Origin of the sequence: Paucisalibacillus globulus DSM 18846, assembly GCF_000482485.1 — a bacterium.
Classification (GTDB): Bacteria; Bacillota; Bacilli; order Bacillales; family Amphibacillaceae; genus Ornithinibacillus; species Ornithinibacillus globulus.
Genome location: NZ_AXVK01000033.1, coordinates 1 through 24602, shown reverse-complemented (window position 1 = coordinate 24602; position 24602 = coordinate 1). Strand labels below are relative to the sequence as shown.

The 24602-nt window shown below is 37.1% G+C and carries 23 protein-coding genes, 2 rRNA genes and 2 other annotated features; all 25 genes read right to left on the bottom strand.

Annotated features, from left to right (window positions below; genetic code table 11):
• Positions 1-78: 78 nt before the first annotated feature.
• Positions 79-3615 carry a DNA-directed RNA polymerase subunit beta gene (gene rpoB / locus K332_RS0110830; RefSeq protein WP_026907466.1) on the bottom strand — a complete coding sequence of 1179 codons (3537 nt, stop codon included), beginning with the start codon at positions 3613-3615 and terminating at the stop codon, positions 79-81.
• Positions 3616-4041: 426 nt separating this feature from the next.
• Positions 4042-4644, bottom strand: coding sequence for a class I SAM-dependent methyltransferase (locus K332_RS0110825; RefSeq protein WP_026907465.1), 603 nt, complete (start codon positions 4642-4644; stop codon positions 4042-4044).
• Positions 4645-4753: 109 nt separating this feature from the next.
• Positions 4754-5119, bottom strand: coding sequence for a 50S ribosomal protein L7/L12 (gene rplL, locus K332_RS0110820; RefSeq protein WP_026907464.1), 366 nt, complete (start codon positions 5117-5119; stop codon positions 4754-4756).
• A 63-nt stretch (positions 5120-5182) separates the two neighbouring features.
• Entirely contained in the window at positions 5183-5683 is a 501-nt protein-coding gene (rplJ, locus tag K332_RS0110815; protein WP_026907463.1) for a 50S ribosomal protein L10, read from the bottom strand.
• A 42-nt stretch (positions 5684-5725) separates the two neighbouring features.
• Positions 5726-5855: a sequence feature (ribosomal protein L10 leader region), on the bottom strand.
• 48 nt (positions 5856-5903) lie between these two features.
• Positions 5904-6596, bottom strand: coding sequence for a 50S ribosomal protein L1 (gene rplA, locus K332_RS0110810; protein ID WP_026907462.1), 693 nt, complete (start codon positions 6594-6596; stop codon positions 5904-5906).
• 177 nt (positions 6597-6773) lie between these two features.
• On the bottom strand, positions 6774-7199 hold the full coding sequence (gene rplK, locus K332_RS0110805; RefSeq protein WP_026907461.1) for a 50S ribosomal protein L11: 426 nt from the start codon (positions 7197-7199) through the stop codon (positions 6774-6776).
• 233 nt (positions 7200-7432) lie between these two features.
• Entirely contained in the window at positions 7433-7966 is a 534-nt protein-coding gene (nusG, locus tag K332_RS0110800) for a transcription termination/antitermination protein NusG (protein ID WP_026907460.1), read from the bottom strand.
• A gap of 146 nt (positions 7967-8112) precedes the next feature.
• A complete protein-coding gene (gene secE, locus K332_RS0110795; protein WP_026907459.1) occupies positions 8113-8286 on the bottom strand; it encodes a preprotein translocase subunit SecE in 174 nt (57 codons plus the stop codon).
• A 54-nt stretch (positions 8287-8340) separates the two neighbouring features.
• On the bottom strand, positions 8341-8490 hold the full coding sequence (gene rpmG, locus K332_RS23605; protein WP_084287922.1) for a 50S ribosomal protein L33: 150 nt from the start codon (positions 8488-8490) through the stop codon (positions 8341-8343).
• Between the two features lie 72 nt (positions 8491-8562).
• On the bottom strand, positions 8563-9213 hold the full coding sequence (gene sigH, locus K332_RS0110790) for an RNA polymerase sporulation sigma factor SigH (RefSeq protein WP_026907458.1): 651 nt from the start codon (positions 9211-9213) through the stop codon (positions 8563-8565).
• A 201-nt stretch (positions 9214-9414) separates the two neighbouring features.
• Positions 9415-9924 carry an NYN domain-containing protein gene (locus K332_RS0110785; protein ID WP_026907457.1) on the bottom strand — a complete coding sequence of 170 codons (510 nt, stop codon included), beginning with the start codon at positions 9922-9924 and terminating at the stop codon, positions 9415-9417.
• Positions 9925-9926: 2 nt separating this feature from the next.
• Positions 9927-10670: a 23S rRNA (guanosine(2251)-2'-O)-methyltransferase RlmB gene (gene rlmB / locus K332_RS0110780; RefSeq protein WP_026907456.1), complete on the bottom strand. Its 744-nt coding sequence runs from the start codon at positions 10668-10670 to the stop codon at positions 9927-9929.
• Positions 10670-11068, bottom strand: a complete 399-nt coding sequence (locus K332_RS0110775; protein ID WP_026907455.1) for a Mini-ribonuclease 3 — start codon at positions 11066-11068, stop codon at positions 10670-10672. The genes rlmB and K332_RS0110775 overlap by 1 nt, the downstream gene beginning before the upstream one ends.
• Positions 11069-11072: 4 nt before the next feature.
• Positions 11073-12473: a cysteine--tRNA ligase gene (gene cysS, locus K332_RS0110770; RefSeq protein ID WP_026907454.1), complete on the bottom strand. Its 1401-nt coding sequence runs from the start codon at positions 12471-12473 to the stop codon at positions 11073-11075.
• Positions 12474-12476: 3 nt separating this feature from the next.
• Positions 12477-13124 (bottom strand): serine O-acetyltransferase, encoded by a 648-nt coding sequence (gene cysE, locus K332_RS0110765; RefSeq protein WP_026907453.1) that lies wholly within the window; start codon positions 13122-13124, stop codon positions 12477-12479.
• A 63-nt stretch (positions 13125-13187) separates the two neighbouring features.
• Positions 13188-13402 (bottom strand) — a binding site (T-box leader).
• A 222-nt stretch (positions 13403-13624) separates the two neighbouring features.
• Positions 13625-15094: a glutamate--tRNA ligase gene (gene gltX, locus K332_RS0110760; protein ID WP_026907452.1), complete on the bottom strand. Its 1470-nt coding sequence runs from the start codon at positions 15092-15094 to the stop codon at positions 13625-13627.
• A 254-nt stretch (positions 15095-15348) separates the two neighbouring features.
• The gene (locus tag K332_RS0110755; RefSeq protein ID WP_026907451.1) at positions 15349-16440 is read right to left on the bottom strand and encodes a PIN/TRAM domain-containing protein; all 1092 of its coding nucleotides are present in this window, start codon (positions 16438-16440) and stop codon (positions 15349-15351) included.
• Between the two features lie 192 nt (positions 16441-16632).
• A complete protein-coding gene (gene radA, locus K332_RS0110750; protein ID WP_026907450.1) occupies positions 16633-18006 on the bottom strand; it encodes a DNA repair protein RadA in 1374 nt (457 codons plus the stop codon).
• 260 nt (positions 18007-18266) lie between these two features.
• Complete coding sequence (gene clpC, locus K332_RS0110745; protein ID WP_026907449.1) at positions 18267-20693, bottom strand: ATP-dependent protease ATP-binding subunit ClpC; 2427 nt, start codon at positions 20691-20693, stop codon at positions 18267-18269.
• 17 nt (positions 20694-20710) lie between these two features.
• Positions 20711-21775, bottom strand: coding sequence for a protein-arginine kinase McsB (gene mcsB, locus K332_RS0110740; RefSeq protein WP_026907448.1), 1065 nt, complete (start codon positions 21773-21775; stop codon positions 20711-20713).
• Positions 21772-22314 (bottom strand): protein-arginine kinase activator protein McsA, encoded by a 543-nt coding sequence (gene mcsA / locus K332_RS0110735; protein ID WP_026907447.1) that lies wholly within the window; start codon positions 22312-22314, stop codon positions 21772-21774. Before mcsA ends, mcsB begins: the two co-directional genes overlap by 4 nt.
• 41 nt (positions 22315-22355) lie before the next feature.
• Complete coding sequence (locus tag K332_RS0110730) at positions 22356-22817, bottom strand: CtsR family transcriptional regulator (protein ID WP_026907446.1); 462 nt, start codon at positions 22815-22817, stop codon at positions 22356-22358.
• Between the two features lie 354 nt (positions 22818-23171).
• The gene (locus tag K332_RS0110725; protein WP_026907445.1) at positions 23172-23867 is read right to left on the bottom strand and encodes an MgtC/SapB family protein; all 696 of its coding nucleotides are present in this window, start codon (positions 23865-23867) and stop codon (positions 23172-23174) included.
• A 293-nt stretch (positions 23868-24160) separates the two neighbouring features.
• A 5S ribosomal RNA gene (rrf, locus tag K332_RS0110720) occupies positions 24161-24276 on the bottom strand.
• A gap of 118 nt (positions 24277-24394) precedes the next feature.
• Positions 24395-24602, bottom strand: a 23S ribosomal RNA gene (locus K332_RS0110715); the annotation flags it as partial.

Below are 24602 nucleotides of genomic sequence, written 5' to 3'. Positions count from 1 at the left end.
TCTACCTCCCTTTTAATGTGCGATTCCCTATGGATTAAAGATATGGGGGAAAGACAAGTAGTCTATTCCCCATCTTAATTAATTTTCTTCAACTTCTAAATTAAGCTTACTTGCAGCTTGCGTCTCTTCTTCTTCTAAATCACGCATTTCAATTTCTGATTCATCACCAGCAAGAATCTTCACATCTAAACCTAGACTTTGTAATTCTTTAATCAGAACTTTAAATGATTCAGGGACTCCCGGTTCTGGGACATTGTCACCTTTAACGATAGCTTCATATGTCTTCACACGTCCGACAACATCATCAGACTTAACAGTCAAGATCTCTTGAAGTGTATACGCAGCACCATATGCTTCCAATGCCCATACCTCCATCTCACCAAAGCGCTGACCACCAAACTGAGCTTTACCACCCAGCGGTTGCTGTGTTACTAGTGAGTATGGTCCTGTGGAACGAGCGTGTAATTTATCATCAACCATGTGAGCTAGTTTGATCATATACATAACCCCAACTGACACACGATTATCAAACGGAGTTCCAGTTCTACCATCATAAAGAATGGTCTTAGCGTCTCTTGGCATACCTGCTTCTTCTAATGTATCCCAAACATCTTGTTCTGTTGCTCCATCAAATACAGGGGATGCAACATGGATACCTAGCTGTCTAGCAGCCATACCTAAATGCAATTCAAACACCTGTCCGATATTCATACGTGATGGTACCCCTAGTGGGTTAAGCATGATATCTACCGGCGTTCCGTCTGGTAAGAATGGCATATCCTCTTCTGGTAATATGCGGGAAATAACCCCTTTATTACCGTGGCGACCAGCCATCTTATCTCCTTCGTGAATTTTACGTTTTTGAACAATATAAACACGAACTAACTCATTAACACCAGGTGGCAATTCATCTCCATCTTCACGATTAAAGATTTTAACATCTAGGACAATTCCACCCGCACCATGTGGTACTCGTAGAGAGGTATCACGAACTTCGCGTGCTTTTTCTCCAAATATTGCATGTAATAAACGCTCTTCGGCAGAGAGCTCCGTTACTCCCTTAGGTGTTACTTTACCAACTAGAATATCACCATCAGTAACTTCAGCACCGATCCGAATAATTCCTTGTTCGTTCAGGTTTTTAAGTGCCTCTTCACCTACGTTAGGAATATCTCTTGTAATCTCTTCTGGTCCAAGCTTTGTGTCGCGAGCTTCTGATTCGTATTCCTCAATATGAATAGAAGTATAAACATCATCTTTCACAAGGCGTTCACTCATGATGATTGCATCCTCGTAGTTGTAACCTTCCCATGTCATAAACGCTACTAAAACGTTTTGTCCTAGAGCTAATTCACCTAACTCCATGGAAGGACCATCTGCAAGCACTTCACCTTTCACCACACGGTCACCTTCTGAAATAATTGGACGTTGGTTAATACATGTACCTTGGTTTGAACGGATAAACTTCTGAACCTTGTATCGATCAAGATCCCCTTGTACTTCTTTACCATCAATAATAGAAACTCGACGCACTAATACTTCTTTAGCTTCTACACGTTCTACAATGCCATCATGTTTACAAATTACTGCAGCACCAGAGTCTTTACCCGACACATATTCCATACCCGTACCTACAAGAGGTGATCTAGGTCTTAGCAAAGGAACCGCTTGACGTTGCATGTTCGCTCCCATAAGTGCACGGTTAGAGTCATCGTTTTCTAAGAAAGGAATACACGCTGTCGCAGCTGACACTACTTGTTTAGGAGAAACGTCCATATAATCAAGTTTTCCACGAGCAACAATCGTGTTTTCACCACGAAAACGCGAAATAACTTCTTCATCGACAAATGTACCATCATCATTCAATCTAGCATTTGCTTGTGCAACTACATAGTTATCCTCTTCATCAGCAGTTAAGTAGTCAATTTGATTTGTAACTTTACCTGTATCTGGATCAACTCGTCGATAAGGCGTTTCAATAAATCCAAATTTATTTACTTTTGCATAGGAGGATAGAGAGTTAATCAATCCAATGTTCGGTCCTTCTGGAGTTTCAATCGGACACATACGACCATAGTGTGAATAGTGAACGTCACGCACTTCAAATCCTGCACGCTCACGAGTTAAACCACCTGGTCCTAATGCCGATAGACGACGTTTATGTGTTAATTCAGCTAATGGATTGGTTTGATCCATGAACTGTGATAACTGAGAACTACCAAAGAATTCTTTAATTGATGCAATAACCGGACGGATATTAATCAATTGTTGTGGTGTTACACTTGATGTATCTTGAATTGACATACGTTCACGAACTACACGTTCCATACGAGACAACCCAATACGGAATTGATTTTGTAAAAGTTCACCTACAGAACGTAATCTGCGGTTTCCTAAATGGTCAATATCATCTGTATCCCCCACTTTGTGTAGTAGGTTAAAGAAATAACTGATTGATGCTAAAATATCAGCTGGTGTAATATGTTTAACACTAGATTCAATGTTTGCATTACCAATTACATTAAGAACTCTTTCACCACTTGGATCTGTAGGATCTACAATCTTAATAGATTGAATGTGGATTGGGTCTTCCAATACCCCATCATGTGGTTCAAGAACTTTTTCTCCAAGAACAACATCATTTTTTTCAATATACGGGATAATTTTATCTAATAATCTACGCTCAACCTTGTCTCCTGCCTCTGCTAATACTTCACCAGTTTCAGCATCTACAATCGGCTCAGCTAATACTTGATTAAACAAGCGGTTTTTCAAATGAAGCTTTTTATTAATCTTGTAACGACCAACATGAGCTAAATCATAGCGCTTCGGATCGAAGAAGCGAGAAATCAATAAACTTTTTGCATTTTCTACGGTAGGTGGTTCACCCGGACGTAAACGCTCATAAATTTCAAGTAATGCTTTTTCAGTTGATTCCGTATTATCTTTTTCTAACGTATTAATTAAGTATTCATTTTCACCAATCAAATCAATAATATCTTGATCTGAACCGAAACCTAAAGCACGTAATAATACTGTTATTGGTAATTTACGCGTACGATCAATACGAACATAAGCGACGTCTTTTGCATCTGTTTCAAACTCTAACCATGCTCCACGGTTCGGAATTACAGTTGCAGCTACACCTCTTTTTCCGTTTTTATCGATTTTTTCATTAAAATAGACACTTGGCGAACGCACAAGCTGAGAAACAATAACACGTTCAGCTCCATTAATTACGAATGTACCAGTATCTGTCATGAGAGGGAAGTCTCCCATAAAAACTTCTTGCTCTTTCACTTCGCCAGTTTCATTATTGATCAAACGTACCTTTACACGAAGAGGAGCATTATAAGTTACATCTCTTTCTTTTGATTCATCTACAGGGTACTTAGGCTCTCCTAAGCTATAATCTACAAATTCAAGTGATAGATTACCTGTGAAGTCCTCGATCGGAGAAATGTCTTGGAACATTTCCCGCAAACCTTCTTCCATAAACCATTGATATGAAGCGGTTTGGATTTCGATTAGATTCGGCAATTCTAATACTTCACTGATGCGCGCATAACTTCTACGCTTTCGGTGCCGTCCATACTGAACTAGTTGACCTGTCAACTGCTTCACCTCTCAAATCATGCATATTTTATTTGCGAGCATAGCCCACATGAAAAAGCAATATATTGTTAGAAAACGATCATTTATTTCAGTTAGAATAAATCACGTTTTCACAACTGATAGAAACTAATAGGTTTACACAAAAACGATAACCCTATTTAAAACAACTTAAATTTCTCGAATAAAATAATTACTTGTCATATTCAAGATTATGGGGTATGATTTTAGAATAGAAAAGCAATAATAAGAATCCAATTCATAATCTCCGCAAACTAGAAAAACAGATAGAACGCCCATTTACTCGATTCTATCATTGTTTCCGTTAACCAATGAAATATACACTTTTCTTAAATTCGCAAAAATTCCTCTTGACAAAAGAACCCCATATTAGCATTTTATTATATTATCATATTTCAACATGAGAAGTCAATCATTTATTGACCTTAAAATATAATAACCTTTACTACGTATTACGATCTCGCAATTTCCAAATAAACTTTCCATTTTCTGCATCGCTGACGGCGCACCTTGTTTTTTCTGTATAACCACCCAAAGCTCTCCGCCTTTATGCAGTCTTTCCTTACTGCCTTCAAACATTCCATGTACAACTTTTTTCCCAGCTCTGATAGGTGGGTTTGTTATGATAACCGCAAACCTTTGATCATCAAGTCCGGAAAATTGGTCACTCTTCACAAATCGAACATTCGATACACCGTTTAGTTCGGCATTCGACTTCGCCAGTGCTATGGCGCGTTCATTCACATCCGCCATGACAATTTCACGTTCATCCAAAAGGTCCGCCGTTGTAATACCAATTGGTCCATACCCACACCCTAAGTCCAAAACATTCCCTGGAATCCCAGGTGGTGTAAATGCCTCAATCAGTAACTTAGTACCAAAATCTATTTCTTTTTTCGAAAACACACCTACATCACTTGTGAACTTATAGGTTTTTCCTCGTAGTCTGTAATTCAATTGTAAGGGTGAACTTTTAGATTGGGGTTTTTCTGAAAAGTAATGCTCAGACATTTGGGCACCTACTTTAATGTAATTATGTAAAAGAGAAGATACTTTTGTGTAAATATAGAGCCCGTCGAATAATTGCGACGAGCTCATTTAAATTTCAATAAAATTATAATTATTTAACTTCTACAGAAGCGCCTGCTTCTTCAAGTTTAGCTTTAACTTCTTCAGCTTCATCTTTAGAAACGCCTTCTTTAACTGCTTTAGGTGCGTTGTCAACTAAGTCTTTAGCATCTTTTAAGCCAAGACCAGTGATTTCGCGAACCGCTTTAACAACTTTAATTTTAGAAGCACCAGCGCTAGCAAGTACAACGTCAAATTCAGTTTGTTCTTCAGCAGCGCCACCAGCAGCAGCTCCACCAGCAACAGCTACAGGTGCTGCAGCAGTTACTCCAAATTCTTCTTCAATAGCTTTAACTAGATCGTTTAGATCTAATACGGACATTTCTTTAATAGCATCGATAATTTGCTCTTTAGTCATTTTTAGTTCCTCCTAAATTATTATGTTTTTTATACGTAGGCAAGTTGTTGATTTTCAATCAACTTATGCGCCTTGTTCTTCTTTTTGCTCTGCAACAGCTTTTGTAGCAAGTGCAAAGTTGCGAATTGGTGCTTGTAGTACGCTGAGTAGCATAGAAAGCATTCCTTCGTAGTTCGGTAGGTCTGCAAGTTCCTTGATTTGGTCAAGGGATACCATTTTACCTTCCAACACACCAGCCTTAATCTCTAAAGCATCATGACTTTTAGCAAAGTTGCTTAGGATTTTAGCAGGAGCAATTACATCGTCTTTACTGAAAGCAATAGCAGTAGGTCCAACTAATGATTCGTTCAACTCACTTAGGTTAGCATCATCAGCAGCACGGCGTGCCATCGTGTTTTTGTAAACTTTGAATTCAACACCAGCTTCGCGAAGTTCTTTACGAAGTTCAGTTACTTCCGCGACATCAAGTCCACGGTAATCAACCAAAACTGTAGATTGACTCTCACGTAGTTTATCAGCGATTTCTTGAACTAGTTGTTGTTTCTTTTCCATTACTTTAGACATTGTTCCACCTCCCGTTAGTTTCTCATCATACCGTCCTTGGGTCTCTTCATCAAAAGAGCCCTCATGTAGACATGAAGGCTCGAACAAACAAATATATCACTTGTTTCAAAAACCTCGGTAGGAAATTAAGCGAATCCGCACCTACTGTCTACGGTACAACGTATTTAATTGATTAACAAAAAATAGTATACCGAATTGACACTAAAAAGTCAATTACCAATTAACGGTAGTTTGAAACGTCAACTTTGATTCCAGGTCCCATAGTTGAAGTGATAGATACATTCTTCATATAGACACCTTTAGCCGCTTGTGGTTTAACTTTAACAATTGTTTCAACAAGTGCTGTAAAGTTTTCAATAAGCTTTTGGTTATCAAATGAAATCTTACCAATTGGAACGTGAATGTTAGATTGCTTATCTACACGATATTCAACCTTACCAGCCTTAATTTCTTTAACTGCTTTTTCAACTTCGAATGTTACAGTTCCAGTTTTAGGGTTCGGCATTAACCCTTTAGGTCCTAGTACACGTCCAAGTTTACCAACCTCAGCCATCATGTCAGGAGTCGCTACAATCACATCAAACTCAAACCAACCTTGGTTGATTTTAGCGATAAGATCTTGATCCCCTACATAATCAGCTCCTGCTGCTTCTGCTTCCTTAAGCTTTTCGCCTTTAGCGAATACTAGTACACGTTGTGTTTTACCAGTACCGTGTGGTAATACGAAAGCGCCACGGATTTGTTGGTCCGCTTTCTTAGGGTCAACCCCTAAACGGAAAGCAACTTCCACAGATTCATCAAATTTAGCTTTTGCAGTTTCTTTTAATAAAGATACAGCTTCGCTAACATCATATTGTTTAGTACGATCAACAAGCTTAGCTGCTTCTTGATATCTTTTACCTCTTTTAGCCATTAATAATATCCTCCTCTATTGTGGTAATAACGGTAGTACCTCCCACTTATAAAAGCACATCTTGGCTTCTATAAAGCTTACAAAACAACTTACCTCTGTAAATTGTTTTCACGAAAAAGGTTGCGCGAAACGGAAGACCATCACCGCAACCTTAACAATTTTGTAAATGAAAGAGTATTAGTCTTCGATAACAATACCCATGCTTCGTGCAGTTCCTTCAACCATGCGCATCGCTGCTTCTACGTCAGCGGCGTTTAAATCTGGCATCTTAGTTTCTGCAATTTCTCTTACTTTATCACGTTTTAACGTCGCAACCTTGTTTTTATTAGGCTCACCAGAACCTGAATCTAAACCAGCCGCTTTTTTAAGCAATACAGCAGCAGGTGGAGTTTTCGTAATAAATGTAAATGAACGGTCTTCGTATACAGTGATAACAACCGGAATAACTAAACCAGCTTGATCCTGTGTACGTGCATTGAATTCCTTACAGAATCCCATGATATTAACACCAGCTTGACCAAGTGCAGGTCCTACCGGTGGAGCCGGATTCGCTTTACCAGCTGGAATTTGCAATTTAACTAATTTGATTACTTTTTTAGCCACGAGACACACCTCCTTAAAGTCCGTGATGTGGTAAATTGGGGATTTTCCCCTCCCACTCAAATTTCATTCCCTCCTTAGAGGGCATGAATAACAAAAGAATTTTAGCATGAATAAGAAAAAAATGCAAGTGCAGTTCGCGAATTTCAGTTAACTCTCTTTACATATCCGCAGCCCGGATACACCCGGTACATACATTGTCATAAACTTTTCTTAATACAAACCCAACAAAAAAATTATAATTTCTCAACTTGTGCAAAATCTAGTTCTACTGGGGTCTCTCTTCCGAACATGTTAACATGTACTTTTACTTTCTGCTTATCTATGTCAATATGTTCGATAGTTCCAGTGAAGTTCGCAAATGGTCCGTCATTGACACGAACATTTTCTTTTAATTCAAAATCAACTTGAACAATCGGTTCTGCCATGCCCATTCGTTTTAATATCGCTTCTGCTTCACCCGGCAATAACGGAGTAGGTTTTGTTCCACCACCACTTGAACCAATAAAACCTGTCACTCCTGGTGTATTACGAACAACATACCAAGAATCATCTGTCATGATCATTTCAGTTAAAACATAACCAGGGAATACTTTCTTTTTTTGTACTTTCTTTTTACCATTTTTGATTTCAGTTTCTTCTTCTTCCGGAACAATAACACGAAAGATTTTATCTTCCATACCCATCGTTTCCACGCGTTTCTCTAAATTTGTTTTAACTTTATTTTCATACCCTGAATAAGTATGAACCACATACCAATTTTTCTCCATTATTATAGGACAATAATTGCCCGTCCCTCCCTTTATAGGTGAATCACAATTAAAAACAATAAAAATTCATATTAAAAAAACCCGATTAACCGGGTTTTTAAACAAATATTGCATCCATTTTTCATTATAGCATATTTATAGGAAATTTATTCAAAAAATAAGTTCAAGAGCTCTGAAATCCCTAAATCAATTACTCCAAAGAAAATAGCCATAAATACTACAGTAGAAATAACAACTACTGTATAACTTGTTAATTCTTTGCTTTTTGGCCAGCTAACTTTTTTCATTTCTCTAGATACATTTGATAGAAACTTAAACATGCTTGTGCCCTCCCCAAACTAAAGCCTCGAAAATGCGTAAACTATTATATCAAATTATTTTGTTTCGCGATGCAATGTATGTTGCCCACATGTCTTACAATATTTACGCACTTCCATGCGAGTTGTTTGTGTGGATACATTTTTGCTAGTTGTATAATTTCTGCTAGAACAGATTGCACACGCTAGTATAACTTTATTCGTCATAATTTCACCCCGAATTTCTTAGGGTTATTCTCATATTAATGTAGCATGGTTGTCCAGTTGTGTCAACGCCAGCTAGAGATTCACTTCATTTGTTTCCATTAATTGTTCCAGCTTTCTTTTTACTCGCTGGAGTGCATTATCAATAGATTTTACATGTCGTTTTAATTCTGCTGATATTTCTTGATATGTTCTTCCTTCAAGATATAGTCGGAGAACGCCTCTCTCAAATTCACTTAATAACTCAGAAAGTTTAATCTCCATATCACCAAACTTTTCTTGATTTACTAGTAATTCTTGTGGGTCAATTTCTGTTGAACCCGCAATCACATCAAGTAATGTTCGATCAGACTCTTCATCATAAATAGGCTTGTCCAATGAGACATATGAATTTAACGGAATATGTTTTTGTCTTGTAGCCGTCTTAATTGCTGTAATAATTTGTCTAGTAATACATAACTCAGCAAATGCTTTAAATGAAGTAAGCTTGTCCTCATTATAATCACGGATAGCTTTATAAAGGCCTATCATTCCTTCCTGGATGATATCCTCTTTATCTGCTCCGATTAAGAAATAGGTTCTAGCTTTTGCCCGGACAAAGTTTTTATATTTATGTATAAGATAGTCTAGCGCCTGATTGTCTCCTTGATGTACCAGTTCTAATATATCGTCATCATCAAGCGTAAGTAGTTTGTCTTTGTCTTTGATTAATTGCTTGATGTTCATCCGGATGCCCCCTTGACACAAAGTCAATTTTTACAAACAATTATACCGTAAGCGCTTTGATAACTCAATAGCTTTAATTTTCTAACGTTTCTTGAAAATCATTAAAATAATCTGGTCAACCGCTCCAGAAACACCAGTTTAATCTTTATACCTCTCGAAAATGTGATAAAAAAATAAAAGAGAATCAGGGAATGCACTAGTCTACATATCCCCTCTTCTCCATTTTTCAAACTTCTCTAATATATCGTCTGGTAGTGGTATTTTTGATTTAGGCTTTGAGTTTTCATGTTTGATTACACTATTACTAATTTCTCGGTTTAGGTTTTCTAGTTCAATTGCTAATTCTCTTGCCGATTTCCTAAGTGCACCTTGTCCAAATGTAACCCTTTGTTCTGTATAATCAGAAGTTGCGACATAGACTCGAGTCTTAACGTTTTTTAACTTTTTTACTAACCGTTCAATACACTCGTCTGCCGTTTCCTTCTCCTTTGTATAAATAATTTCTACCTTAAATTGCTTAAGCTTGCTTTCAATCCCCCGAACATAGTATGCATCAAACACGATGATGACACGACACCCAGAATATGCCTGGTATTCGGCCATTAACTCGATAAGGCGGTCTCGGGCCTGGCTCATATCCTTCTGTTTCAATAACTTAAGTTCATCCCAATCACCGATAATGTTGTAACCATCAACTATCAATACAACCATAACTAAACACCAGCTGGGAACCTTTTCCTGAAAACCTCATATAACAGTAAACTACAAGCAACGGAGGCATTAAGAGATGAAACCTCACCTTTCATTGGTAAGCTAACAGTCCAATCACACTTTTGCCTGACAAGTCTACTCATACCTTTTCCTTCATTACCAATTACTATTGCAATAGGAAGTGTACCCTCAAGCTTTCTATAGTCTTCTGTTGCTTCCGCTTCTGTGCCAACAACCCATATATTCTCGCTCTTTAACTCATCAATTGTACTTGCAATATTGGTAACACGAACAACAGGGATATGCTCCAGAGCACCCGCTGCTGTTTTTGCCACTGTTGCGGTTAACCCTACTGAACGCCGTTTCGGAATAATAACTCCGTGTGCACCAGTAGCATCAGCCGTCCTTAAAATAGAACCTAAGTTATGAGGATCTTCTAACTCGTCCAAAATTATAAAAAATGGTTCCTCATTTCTTTCCTTTGCTCTCCGAAACAAATCATCTAGTGAAGCATATTGGTAGGAAGCAACATAGGCAATTACACCTTGATGATTCCCATCAGTCAAGTGATCAAGTTTATTTCTAGGAACCTTTTGAACAATTGTTCCGGCTGTTTTGCCAAGTTGCATTATTTTCCCTTGTGAATTTGAATTTAATTGATCCGATATTAAAACCTTATTAACCGAACGACCAGATTTAAGTGCTTCAATAACAGGGTTTTTTCCCATAATCATTTCCTGTTCCATTAAGGCTTCCTCCCTTCCAAATTTTTAATAGCTAATTTCAATAACTCTTGCAGACGGGACTCGTTCTTAGATAAATAATGAAAGCCAATCAAAGCTTCGAATGCCGTCGAATAACGATACGTTTGTACACTTGTATGTTTCGGAACAGAACCAGATTTTGCATTTCGACCCCTAGCTACAATACTCGCCTCTTCTTCAGAAAGGATACCTTGGTCCAACCAGTCTCTCAAAACAGCATTTTGGGCTTTGGCTGAAACAAAGGTAATCGCTTCTTGATGAAGTTGGTTTGGTTTAACAGTTCCTTTTTCTAATAAGTGTTCTCGTACATATACCTCATAAACAGCATCACCCATATAGGCGAGGGCCAAGCTTTTCATTTGTTTAATATCAGATTCCATCGGCTTAGCCCCTCTTCCAACGTACCCCTTGTGGTGTATCCTCTAAAATAATATTCTTATCTTTTAATAAGTCACGAATCTCATCCGCACGAGTAAAATCACGTGCTTTTCTTGCCTCATCTCTTTCTACAATTAGTACCTCAATCTCTTCATCCAATAGTGACTCCTCATTTTGTATCGTTACTCCTAATACTTCAAGGAAGCCATGAATCATCTCTTGGAAGCGAGTAATAACTTTATCGGAAGTATGATCTTGATTCAAATAAACATTTGCCTCTTTCGTTAAATCAAAAAGTACGGAAATAGCATTTGCAGTATTAAAATCATCGTCCATTTCCACTTCAAAACGTTGTTTATATACATCAATTTTATCTAGCCATTCTTGTCCCTTTTTATCAAGATTTGTACTGGATACTTTCCGATGCTCTAAGTTTTGATAAGATGTTATTATTCTTTCCAAACTGTTTTTCGCAGATTCTAATAGCTCCTCAGAAAAATTAATTGGATGACGATAATGGACACTTAACATAAAGAAACGAATAACGTTTGGATCATGATTCTCTAATAGGTCTCTGGTTAATACAAAGTTCCCAAGGGACTTCGACATTTTTTCATTATTAATATTAATATACCCATTATGCATCCAATAGTTGGCAAAAGACTTACCATTATTTGCCTCGGATTGTGCAATTTCATTTTCATGATGTGGAAACGTCAAGTCTTGACCACCAGCATGAATATCAATTGTTTCACCTAGGTATTTTTTTGCCATAGCTGAACACTCTATATGCCAACCTGGACGGCCTTTTCCCCAAGGAGAATCCCAAGAAATTTCTCCCTCTTTTGCACCTTTCCACAATGCAAAATCTAAAGGATCATCCTTCTTTTCTCCTATTTGAATTCTAGCTCCAGATCTTAACTCATCAATTGATTGATGGGAGAGTTTCCCATATCCATCAAAAGCTCTTGGTTTAAAGTAAACATCACCATCTGATACGTAGGCGTAGCCCTTTCCCACTAGGCTATCAATAAATCCAATAATTTCTTGCATCGTATTGGTAACCCTTGGATTATGAGTAGCCTTTTTTACCCCAAGTCTTGTAACGTCTTCTAAATAGGCGTCAATATAACGATTGGAGACAGCAAATACATCTTCACCTAATTCATTTGCTCGCTTAATAATTTTGTCATCCACATCAGTAAAGTTGAGAACATAATCAACTTGATAACCCTTGTACTCTAGATATCTTCTAACTGTATCAAATACAATGGCCGGGCGGGCATTTCCAATATGGATATAGTTATAAACAGTTGGTCCACATACATACATACGTACTTTCCCATCTTCAATTGGTTTGAATTCCTGTTTATCCCTTAATAACGTATTATAAATCGTAATTGCCATAATCTAGTTCCCTTCCTTTAGTTTTACAATTTCCTCTTTTAACATATTGATTTCATTTTGTAATTCCTTACAACGATCCTCCACCGGGTCTGGTAATCTATGATGATTTAAATCACGACTTACTCTTTTTCCATCTCTAATGACTACTTTACCCGGAATACCAACGACGGTTGAATCGTCAGGGACATCTTTCAATACTACTGAACCCGCACCTATTTTTGCGTTCTCCCCTATAGTGATAGATCCTAATACCTTTGCCCCTGATGCAATTAGTGCATTATCTTTAATTGTAGGATGCCGTTTTCCTTTTTCCTTTCCGGTTCCACCTAATGTAACACCTTGAAACACAGTTACATTATTCCCAATTTCACAGGTTTCGCCAATAACCACACCCATACCATGGTCAATAAAAAAGCGTCTTCCAATCTTGGCTCCTGGGTGGATTTCTATTCCAGTAAAAAAGCGACTGACCTGTGAGATAGAACGGGCAATGAAATATAGTTTACGCTTAAAGAACCAATGAGCAAAATGATGGGACCATATGGCATGTAATCCAGAATATGTTAAAAACACTTCTATATAGGTTCTTGCTGCGGGATCTTGTTCAAATACCACATCCATGTCTTCCTTCATCCGTTTTAAAAACCCCATCTTCCATCCCCCTAAACTAAAATTTTGTCTATAATAAACAAAAAAAGCGTCTCTGTGTAAATACACAGAGACGCTTTTAGCGCGGTTCCACTCTGTTTGAAGGCAGTCGCCTTCCAACTTATGCTCTCATAACGGTAGAGAACCGCCGTTATGTACTGTACCTTTCCATAACGGACTCCAAGGGGCACTTCATAGTCAGCGATAAAAATCACTCCCAGCCAAGGTGATTCTCTCTGTGTAATCTACTGTCTATTACTTTCCCTTTTCAACGTTCTTTATTAATGTATTAATACTATATTATAGTTTGGGTGAAATGTGAATTGGATTGCTCATATTTTTCGAATTAAACTCTTTCTGACGTTACCCGCAGTCGACATACACTCCGCTTTCATTTCCAGTACCAGGACGACATCTGCCCAAAAGAACCATCACAGTGTCTACCTTGCCATGGGAGGTTGGAGAACCTCGGACCAACAGAATGTCGGTCACAAAGGTCTTAATCAAGCATCTAGTTCTTTTAATAAATTATCAAGGCGTTCTACTATTACTTCTTTACCTAATAATTCGATTGCTAGTGGTAGTTCAGGGCCATGGGTTTGACCAGTTGTTGCTACGCGAATTGGCATGAATAACTTTTTACCACGATGTCCTGTTTCTTTTTGTGTTGCTTTTATTTGGTCTTTAATTGTATCTTTATTAAACTCATCTAAGTGTATTAATTTATCGGTAAATACTTGTAATACCTCAGGTACTTGTTCTTCTGCTAAGACTTCTTTAGCAGCTTCATCAAGGGTAACTTTTTTATTAAAGAATAAATCTGTGAGCTCTACGATTTCATGACCATAGCGTAATTGATCATGGTATAAACCAATCACTTTTTCTGCCCAATTACGGGTTTGGTCATCCATATTGTCAGGAAGTCTTCCCGCTTCAATTAAGTGTGGTAAAGCAAGTTCAATTACTTTTTCAAGATTAGATGCTTTAATATATTCGCCGTTCATCCATTTTAATTTATTTACATCAAATATCGCCGGCGATGTAGATAGTCTTTCTGAATCAAAAATTTCAATCAACTTTTCCTTTGTAAATATCTCTTCTTCGCCACCTGGGGACCAACCAAGAAGCGTAATAAAGTTAAATAGCGCCTCTGGTAAGTACCCAAGGTTTTTGTATTGCTCAATAAATTGGATAATATGTGAATCACGCTTACTTAATTTTTTACGGTCTTCATTTAAGATTAATGTCATATGACCAAATAATGGTGCTTCCCATCCAAATGCTTGGTATATCATTAGCTGTTTAGGTGTATTTGAAATATGCTCTTCACCACGGAAGACATGGGTAATATTCATTAAATGATCATCAATAGCAACAGCGAAGTTATAGGTCGGAACTCCATTTTGCTTCACCATTACCCAGTCACCAAAATCACTAGATTCAAACTTAATTTCATTACGAACAATATCATTAAATTTATAGGTTACATGATCAGGAACACGGAAACGGATACTAGCTTTACGTCCTTCCGCTTCATATGCAGCAATTTGTTCAGGAGTTAAATCACGATGTTTCCCGGAATATTTCGGTGGTTTGCCACTCGCAATTTGTTCCTCACGTTCTGCTTCTAATTCTTCCTCTGACATATAGCATTTATAAGCTAATCCCTTCTCTAATAGCTCATTAACATACTTATTATAAATATCAAGGCGTTCCATTTGACGATATGGACCGTATTCTCCGCCAACATCTGCTCCCTCATCCCACTCTATCCCTAACCATTTAAGGAATTTATTCTGGCTTTCCTCTCCGCCTTCTACGTTACGTTTTTCATCTGTATCTTCCACTCGGATGATGAATTTTCCATTAAAGTGTTTGGCGTATAGATAGTTAAATAGTGCTGTTCTTGCATTTCCTATATGTAAATGGCCAGTCGGGCTTGGTGCATAGCGCACGCGAACTTCGTTTGTCATGTTTGGTCTCTTCCTTCTTTTATTGGTTTATATTTGATTGAATTAAAATTAACACTTAATGATTGACTGCCTAATGTAGCCCGCGGTTGGAATACACTCCACTCAGTGCATCCATTATAATATTCATTTATTATAATAATTTGCGTATCAACTAAGAACTACAATCATCTTACTTATTACATTATAACAAAAAGTGATAACATGTTTGTTATCACTTTTATTTATTGATAATCTCAATATAAGTTATACCTTTTTTATAGTGCTTTTTCAAGTAATTTTGGCTTGGCGAAGATCATTCGCCCGGCAGATGTTTGTAAAACACTAGTTATAAGTACTTCAATCGTTTTTCCAATATAATTTCTGCCTTCTTCTACTACAATCATTGTTCCATCGTCTAAATATGCAATACCTTGATTTTGCTCTTTTCCATCCTTGATGACTTGAACCATCAGTTCTTCACCAGGCAAAACTACTGGTTTAACTGCATTTGCTAGGTCATTGATATTTAGTACGTGTACACCTTGCAGATCACAAACCTTATTAAGATTAAAGTCATTCGTAACAACAATCCCGTCGATAACCTTAGCTAGTTTTATTAATTTACTATCAACCTCATGAATGTCTTCAAAATCACCTTCATAGATTTCTACTTTTATAGGTAATTCTTTTTGAATTCGATTCAATACATCTAATCCTCGTCGTCCACGATTACGTTTCAATACATCAGATGAATCAGCAATATGTTGCAATTCACCCAGTACAAATTGCGGGATTACAATTGTCCCCTCTATAAAACTTGTTTGACAAATATCCGCAATACGTCCATCTATAATAACACTAGTATCTAGTATCTTAGGTCGGGGATTTGCATCAGATCCTTCATTATCAGAAGAACCCTTCTTCTTTTCTTTACGATTAATACTTAACAAGTTTAATAATTCATCGCGTCTCCTAAATCCAACCTGGAAGCCAAAATAACCTAACAGAATTGTTATAAATAGTGGCATTACATTGGAAATAAACTCGATTTGAATTTCTTGGATTGGTAGATTAATCAAAAATGCTGTTATCAAACCGATGATTAAACCAAGACTTCCCAAAAGCAAATCACCAATTGGTATTTTTACTAATCCTTCCTCTATCCACCTTAAAAAACCTACAATATATTCGGCAATCCAATAGGAAATAACAAATAATATAATTGCACCTAATGCCGCTCCTAAAAATGGTGAATCAACCCAAGTTAAATCGGTAAAATCTAATAGCCTAATAATGTACGGTATATATAAATACCCAATGGTAGCTCCTAAAATGATAAAAAATAAGTGTACAATTTTTTTCAGCACCACTGTCACCTCCTAACCATTATTATTGCCTATTAACCTAAAAAAATAACCATTATTTTGAAATTTGAGTAGTACTTCATCATCATAGCACAGCTTAAGCAAACAATCAAATTGGTAAAACATTAAATTTTAACACACTAAAATAGTTAAGTCAACGAATATTCGACAAATTTCTAGTGTTTTTTTAAACTATCATCTTGGTATTGCAAGATTTAATGCTTCCTGGATTGTTTTAACTCCAATTACCTCAATACTTTTTGGAAAGGTCCATCCATCTAAATTATTTTGTGGACAAATTACTCGTTTAAATCCTAACTTTGCTGCCTCTTGTACCCGCTGTTCAATTCGAGATACCCGTCTTATTTCCCCAGTTAATCCAACTTCTCCAATAAAAATATCATCTGGTCTTGTTGGAATATCTCGAAAGCTTGAAGCAATACTTATAGCAGTGGCCAAGTCAATAGCTGGTTCATCCAGTTTAACTCCTCCTGCTACTTTTATATAAGCATCTTGATTTTGTAGCATTAAACCTACTCGCTTTTCTAATACGGCCATTAATAAGGACACTCTATTGTGATCTACCCCTGTTGCCATTCTCCTTGGGTTGCCAAAGCTAGATGGTGATATAAGTGCTTGGATTTCCACTAATATTGGTCTTGTCCCTTCCATCGATGCAACTACTGTAGAACCAGCAGATCCTTGAGACCTTTCTTCAAGAAATATTTCAGAAGGATTTAACACTTCTCGTAATCCTTCTTCCTTCATTTCAAAAATACCCATTTCATTCGTACTTCCAAACCTATTTTTTACTCCACGTAATATGCGGTAAGTATGATGTCTTTCTCCCTCGAAATAAAGCACTGTATCCACCATATGCTCCAGTAACCTAGGACCCGCAATAGCACCTTCTTTCGTAACGTGTCCCACTATAAGAATTGGGATACCACTAGTTTTTGCAATTCGCATCAGTTCACTTGTACATTCACGTACTTGTGACACACTACCTGGTGCACTGGTTACTTCCTCACGATAAATCGTTTGAATGGAATCAATAATAACAAGGGAAGGTTTTAATTGTTCTATATGATTGGTTATACTTAGCATATTTGTTTCTGCCAGTACATATAGCGAATCTGAACTAACTCCTAAGCGATCGGCACGAAGCTTGGTTTGTCTAGTCGATTCTTCCCCAGAAATATATAAAACTGGTAGTTGCTTTTTGGCTAGCTGCTGGGAAACCTGTAATAATAACGTAGACTTTCCAATACCTGGGTCACCACCTATTAATACAAGTGAACCCGGAACAATTCCTCCACCAAGTACACGATTTAATTCCTTCAAATCTGTCGTAATACGTGGTTCTTGTTCTGATACAATGGATGTTATCCTCTCCGGTTTGCTCCCTGCTGTTGTTATTCCACTAAATGTATGTCTTGTTTGTTTACCCGTAATGGCCGTTTCCTCAACGAAACTATTCCAATTGTTACAGCCGGGACATTTTCCCATCCATTTTGCAGATTCATATCCACATTCTTGACAAACAAACTTTGTCTTTATTTTTGCCAAAACGATTCAGTCCCTTCGTATATCTCTATTATAAACGTTTTAAAATGCAGTATGGTTACAAGAATCTATCAATTTAAGTTAAAATTCCTAAAGTCTGCCACATATTAAAAAAGCGCGGGGGTACCCAGGAACTACAAATCTTTGATTTTCCTTTAATACACGTAAACTTCATATTCGCATCGTAACATAATTTTTATCCAAAAGAAAAAACTAGAAGGTGGGTTCCTACTAGTTTTTCTATTAGATTTTATCTTTTTTCACTAGGACAAAATAATAAAATCTCCCTTATTATTAAGTCCAATTTTAACTTTTTGCCCAATTTTAATATTACCCTTCAATAACTCTTCAGATAAAAGATCCTCAATATTTTTCTGAATTGACCTACGTAATGGTCTAGCACCATATTCCGGATCAAATCCTTCATTAGCAATCTTTTCAACCGCTTTATCTGTAAGAGTAAAATCAATATCTTGTTGTGCTAAGCGCTTTTGTACATCCTTTATCATTAACGTAACAATACTCTTCATGTGTTTCTTCTCTAAGGAGTGGAACACAATCGTTTCATCAATTCTATTTAAAAATTCTGGTCGGAAGGCTTTCTTTAATTCATCGAGTACTTTTGACTTCATATTAGCATAATCTTTTCCATCTTCATCTAAATTAAAGCCAACGAATTTATTCCGTTTTAATTCACTTGCACCTACATTCGATGTCATAATTAACACGGTATTACGGAAGTCCACGACACGTCCCTTGGAGTCTGTCAAACGTCCATCTTCAAGCACCTGTAATAAAATATTAAATACTTCAGGATGCGCTTTTTCAATTTCATCTAACAGTACAACGGAATAAGGCTTTCTACGTACTTTCTCCGTTAATTGCCCACCTTCTTCATATCCAACATATCCTGGAGGGGAACCGACAAGACGTGAAGTGGAGTGCTTTTCCATGTATTCAGACATATCAATTCGTATCATTGCATTTTCATCCGCAAACATTGCTTCTGCAAGTGCACGTGCTAATTCTGTTTTTCCCACTCCTGTAGGGCCAAGGAAGATAAAGGACCCTATAGGGCGTTTTGGATCCTTAAGACCTGCACGAGCCCTTCTAATGGCTTTAGAGATTGCTTTAACTGCTTCCTCCTGACCAATAACACGTCCGTGTAGTACCTCTTCTAAATTAAGGAGTCGCTCACTCTCATCTTTTGTCAATTTAGAAACAGGTACACCAGTCCATATGGAAACAATACTTGCAATATCTTCAACTGTTACTTGTGAATCTTCTTGACCTTGCTTTTCTTTCCACTCATTTTTCGTTGTCTCTAATTCTTCACGAAGTCGCTGTTCTGAATCTCTTAAAGAAGCAGCCTTTTCAAACTCTTGACTCTGTACTGCTGCATCTTTTTCTTTACGTACTTCTTCAAGCTTTTGTTCTAAGTCTTTTAGGTTTGGCGGAACAGTGTATGAACGAAGTCTTACCTTTGAACCTGCTTCATCAATTAAATCAATTGCCTTATCCGGTAAAAAGCGGTCCGTAATATATCGATCAGAAAGATTAGCAGCCGCTTCAATCGCCTCATCTGTAATGGTTACACGATGGTGTGCTTCATACCGATCTCTTAGCCCTTTTAAAATTTGAATAGTTTCTTCAAGAGTCGGTTCATCTACTTGAATTGGTTGGAATCTTCTTTCTAGAGCTGCGTCTTTTTCAATATATTTACGATACTCTTCTAAAGTAGTAGCACCAATACATTGCAGTTCCCCACGTGCTAACGACGGTTTCAAGATATTGGATGCATCAATAGCACCTTCTGCACCACCTGCACCTATTAAAGTGTGTAGCTCATCAATAAAAAGAATGATATTCCCTGCCTGGCGAATTTCCTCCATTACCTTTTTCAGACGGTCTTCAAATTCACCACGATATTTTGTACCAGCAACAACCGTTCCCATATCAAGGGTCATAACTCGTTTATCACGTAGTGTCTCTGGTACTTCGTTATTTACAATTTGCTGTGCTAGACCTTCAGCAACAGCCGTTTTACCCACACCTGGTTCTCCAATTAATACAGGGTTATTTTTCGTGCGGCGACTCAATATTTGAATAACCCGTTCAATTTCTTTACTTCTTCCAATAACCGGGTCAATGTTTCCTTCTTTTGCACTAGCTGTTAAATCACGGGCAAGCGAATCAAGTGTAGGTGTATTAGCACTTGTAGCCTGACCCCGGCCTTGTCTTCCCGCCTGTGACTCATTGCTACCTAGTAATTGAAGCACCTGCTGTCTGGCTTTATTTAAGCTCACACCTAAGTTATTTAAAACTCGGGCAGCGACTCCTTCACCTTCTCGAATTAAACCAAGTAATATATGTTCTGTTCCGACATAGGAATGTCCTAATTTACGGGCTTCATCTTGTGAAAGTTCCACAACTTTTTTTGCTCTAGGTGTATAATGAATGGTCTGCATTGGTTGCTTACCAGTTCCAATTAACTTTTCTACTTCCTCTTGAATTTTAGAAACTTCCAAACCTAAAGATTCCAATGCCTTTGCAGCAATTCCTTCCCCTTCACGCACGAGTCCCAGTAAAATATGTTCCGTACCAATATTATTATGACCAAGACGTACCGCTTCTTCCTGTGATAGTGCAAGTACTTTTTGGGCTCTTTCAGTAAAACGTCCAAACATCATATAAGATTTCCTCCTACCTATTCCTCAAATTGTAATCGTTCTCGGATTAATGACGCTCTAAGTATGTCTCTCTCCGTGCTCGTTAGCGTCTTTTTCGCATAGTGCTGTAAAAATCCGGGTTGTGTCAAAACCATCAGTTCATTAAGTATATTACGTGAAACATTTTTAATGATTCCTAAATCAATTCCTAATCGAACATTAGATAAACATCTTGCAGCTTCTTTAGATTCAATAATTCTACTATATTCTAAAACTCCTAAAGAACGAAAAATACGATTTTCCAGTTCAATTCCGGACTGCTCAAGTATTCTTGTTCTCGCCTTACGCTCATGTTCAATTAATTGTTGAACAACACTCTCTAAGTCCTCTATGATATGTTCTTCTGCTTTACCAAGGGTAATTTGATTGGAAATTTGAAAAATATTACCTAGTGCTTCACTACCTTCACCATAAATACCCCTTACCACAAGTCCAAGTTGGTTAATTGCTGGCATCATTCTGTTAATTTGCTTCGTCATCGCAAGAGCAGGCAAATGCATCATAACGGACGCCCTCATACCAGTACCAACATTAGTAGGGCAACTTGTTAAAAATCCCCTAGTTTCATCAAAAGCATAATTAACCTTCTCTTCAATCCAGTCATCAAATTCCAATGCCTTACTTAACGCCTTTGTTAATTGCAACCCCGGAAAGTAAATCTGAATGCGTATATGATCTTCTTCATTGATCATAACGGATACTTGTTCATTATCTGAGATCAGTGTAGCTGCTGCTCCCTCTTTTTTGGCTAGCAATGGACTAATGAGATGCTTTTCCACTAATACACTTTTTTCAATAGCTGTTAAATCACGAATAGAAATAAACTCAAAGTTTTGATGCTCCTCAAAAGAACTATGCTCATAATTCTCTTTAAAGAACTCTCTTATTTTTTCTAAATCCTTTTGATCAGCGATGATAGGAAATGGTACATCAGCAAAGTTTCTCGCTAAACGAATGCGACTACTTAAAACAATATCATGATTTGGACCTTGTTCACGCATCCAAGGACTAATCGCCTCATTCATAAAATGTTGAAGTGTCACTTGCTATCACCTGCTTCTTTTTGATTAATATTTGCTTCCAATTCCTTGATTTTATCCCTGATTACAGCAGCTTGTTCAAATTCTTCGTTCATTATTAACTCCTGCAATTCAGCTTTATATATTACTATTTGCTTTTTTAAATGTAAACTGCCACCTTTTCGTTTCGGGATTTTCCCACGGTGCTCTGTATTTCCACTATGAACCCGTCGAAAAATAGGATTAAGATTTGCTGAAAAAGTATGGTAGCATTCTCCACAGCCAAATTTACCAATCTGTTTGAATTCTGAAAATGTTAATCCACATTTTGGACATTGATGTTCTTTTTGTATATGGGAACCAGGTGTCTTCACATGACCAGTGTCAAAGTTAAATAAACCTGTTAGTAAATTATGAAGAGAATACCCTTCTTCTGGATATGTCGTCATATATCCTTTTTCTTTAGCACAAACCTCACATATTTTCACTTCGGTTTTATGACCGTTAACTACTTGTGTATAATGTAGGGTAGCTGGCCGCTCGTGACATTCATGACACTCCATTGTTTTTCCCCCTTACGATTAAACTAAAACCAATATGTTTATTATAAATATTTTAATGTTGTCAACATGGCAGTTAAAATACGAGCTCTAATTTCATCTCTTAATGGCAGTTTAAATGCTAAAGTCTCCCTACCAATTCCATTAGCCATTATTTTGGCTTCTCTTGTAGTAATAATTTCTTCCTCCATAAGTCGCTCTAATACATCGAAGGCCGCTTGTTGTGTAACAGTAGGATTAATTAATTTTATAATTTCATCGATCATTTCTGATTTATCTCGGTGTCTTACTCTTATGATACGAATGTACCCTCCACCACCTCGTTTACTTTCAACAATATAACCCTTCTCGATGGTAAAGCGAGTATTGATAACATAGTTAATTTGAGACGGAACACATTGGAACCTATCTGCAATTTCACTACGTTTTATTTCAATGGCATCTTGCCCCCTTGCCTGTAAAACCTTTTTTAAATATTGTTCGATTACATCTGAAATATTGCTCAATTGATTCCCTCCCTAAGTTTTAGAAAAACTCGATTCACTTGTCATTATTGAATACGATAGTTTTTCGTATGCAGGCGAGAAAGACCTTTGTACTTTCCTATCTGCCAAGAGTAATCCTTTTCCATCTTGACTTTGACTAACTTTGACTATATTTTTATTATACTTCAAATTTAACCAGATGCAACCATTCTTACCCTATCCATTGTTGACAAATTTTTAAGAAACAAAACTAACTATCTGAACTTTTTTCACTACTAAGGCTCAAGGTTACAAAACGAATAAAGAGTTTATATACTATTCACCAAAGAAATCCCGTATCATCGTTTTCTGAAGTACGGGATTTCTTTGAAGTATTTATCTTTCAGAAACGCTTTTTACAGCATCAATGTTAGAGAGGCTTTCAAATAATGTAATTCGATTAAGCTCCTCATTTGGTTCTAACTTTATAAAAATACTTCGAAGATCATTTTCTACTTTTAGTACTTCAACCTTTCTAACCTTTAGATTGCTTTCTTCAAATACAGAGACAACCTTGTTAATAGCCAGGTTCGGGTAGGAGACAATTTCTACAACCATTGAGCTCTTGCCTTTTGTAAATAGCTTTTCAAAGTTATTTAGGAATACAAGACTTAATAAGATAATTAGTGTCGTAAATACTGCAACAGCATACATTCCAGCACCAACCACTAAACCAAGACCAGCAACAGCCCATATAGACGCCGCAGTTGTTAATCCTCTAATAGTACCACCATAAACCATAATAGTACCGGCACCTAGAAAGCCTATCCCACTAATAACATAAGAAGGGATTCTTGCTGGATCAAAACGTACATTTTCATATTTTTCTATGAATGCTTCAAATCCGTACAAAGATAGCACCATCATCAAGCAGGAACCTACTCCAACTAGGATATGTGTACGAAATCCTGCGGAGTGATTCTTTATTTCCCGTTCAAATCCTATTAAACCTGATAAAAATAAGGCAATAAGTACACGAACTAGTATAAGCAAAAAGTGTTCATCAATTAATTGTGAAAAAATTGCGTTCATATTTATCCCCTTCTTTTATATATATTATCAGTTTAGTCTGCAAAATTGTAAATATGAATTTTGAATTATTTTGCTTTTGATTTTACTTCTTTTAATATTAAATAAAGTCCTAGCTCTTTTTTGAACTAGGACTTTTGCTTAATTAATTTCATTTGAATCTATCTATATCAATTAACTAAATTTTTTTCTAATAATCTTTAGGTATCCCGCCATAAGGAAATTAGTCTGATTACTTTAACTTGTAAGCAACAAAAAAGCCGGGAGATGATTTAGTCATCTCCCGACTTTTGATTGCCTGGCGGCGTCCTACTCTTGCAGGGGCAAAGCCCCAACTACCATCGGCGCTGAGAAGCTTAACTACTGTGTTCGGTATGGGAACAGGTGTGACCTTCTCGCTATCGCTACCAGACATTGTCTTAAAATCAAGACAAGATATATTATATTCATTTCTCAGAAGAAATGCAAGGGTTTTTTAAATAAATTTATACCCTAAAAACTAAATAAGAATAAACAACGATATCAAAAAGTTAGTTAAGTCCTCGATCTATTAGTATCCGTCAGCTCCACGTGTCACCACGCTTCCACCTCGGACCTATCAACCTCATAGTCTCTAAGGGATCTTACTCACTCGAAGTGATGGGAAGTCTCATCTTGAGGGGGGCTTCATGCTTAGATGCTTTCAGCACTTATCCTTTCCACACGTAGCTACCCAGCTATGCTCTTGGCAGAACAACT

What these genes read in the sequence shown, in the direction of transcription:
- K332_RS0110825 (WP_026907465.1), bottom strand. Translation starts at nt 4,644, where the DNA reads ATGTCTGAGCATTACTTTTCAGAAAAACCCCAATCTAAAAGTTCACCC.
- rplL (WP_026907464.1), bottom strand. Translation starts at nt 5,119, where the DNA reads ATGACTAAAGAGCAAATTATCGATGCTATTAAAGAAATGTCCGTATTA.
- rplJ (WP_026907463.1), bottom strand. Translation starts at nt 5,683, where the DNA reads ATGTCTAAAGTAATGGAAAAGAAACAACAACTAGTTCAAGAAATCGCT.
- rplA (WP_026907462.1), bottom strand. Translation starts at nt 6,596, where the DNA reads ATGGCTAAAAGAGGTAAAAGATATCAAGAAGCAGCTAAGCTTGTTGAT.
- nusG (WP_026907460.1), bottom strand. Translation starts at nt 7,966, where the DNA reads ATGGAGAAAAATTGGTATGTGGTTCATACTTATTCAGGGTATGAAAAT.
- secE (WP_026907459.1), bottom strand. Translation starts at nt 8,286, where the DNA reads ATGTTTAAGTTTCTATCAAATGTATCTAGAGAAATGAAAAAAGTTAGC.
- rpmG (WP_084287922.1), bottom strand. Translation starts at nt 8,490, where the DNA reads ATGACGAATAAAGTTATACTAGCGTGTGCAATCTGTTCTAGCAGAAAT.
- sigH (WP_026907458.1), bottom strand. Translation starts at nt 9,213, where the DNA reads ATGAACATCAAGCAATTAATCAAAGACAAAGACAAACTACTTACGCTT.
- K332_RS0110785 (WP_026907457.1), bottom strand. Translation starts at nt 9,924, where the DNA reads ATGGTTGTATTGATAGTTGATGGTTACAACATTATCGGTGATTGGGAT.
- rlmB (WP_026907456.1), bottom strand. Translation starts at nt 10,670, where the DNA reads ATGGAACAGGAAATGATTATGGGAAAAAACCCTGTTATTGAAGCACTT.
- K332_RS0110775 (WP_026907455.1), bottom strand. Translation starts at nt 11,068, where the DNA reads ATGGAATCTGATATTAAACAAATGAAAAGCTTGGCCCTCGCCTATATG.
- cysS (WP_026907454.1), bottom strand. Translation starts at nt 12,473, where the DNA reads ATGGCAATTACGATTTATAATACGTTATTAAGGGATAAACAGGAATTC.
- cysE (WP_026907453.1), bottom strand. Translation starts at nt 13,124, where the DNA reads ATGGGGTTTTTAAAACGGATGAAGGAAGACATGGATGTGGTATTTGAA.
- gltX (WP_026907452.1), bottom strand. Translation starts at nt 15,094, where the DNA reads ATGACAAACGAAGTTCGCGTGCGCTATGCACCAAGCCCGACTGGCCAT.
- clpC (WP_026907449.1), bottom strand. Translation starts at nt 20,693, where the DNA reads ATGATGTTTGGACGTTTTACTGAAAGAGCCCAAAAAGTACTTGCACTA.
- mcsA (WP_026907447.1), bottom strand. Translation starts at nt 22,314, where the DNA reads ATGGAGTGTCATGAATGTCACGAGCGGCCAGCTACCCTACATTATACA.
- K332_RS0110725 (WP_026907445.1), bottom strand. Translation starts at nt 23,867, where the DNA reads ATGAACGCAATTTTTTCACAATTAATTGATGAACACTTTTTGCTTATA.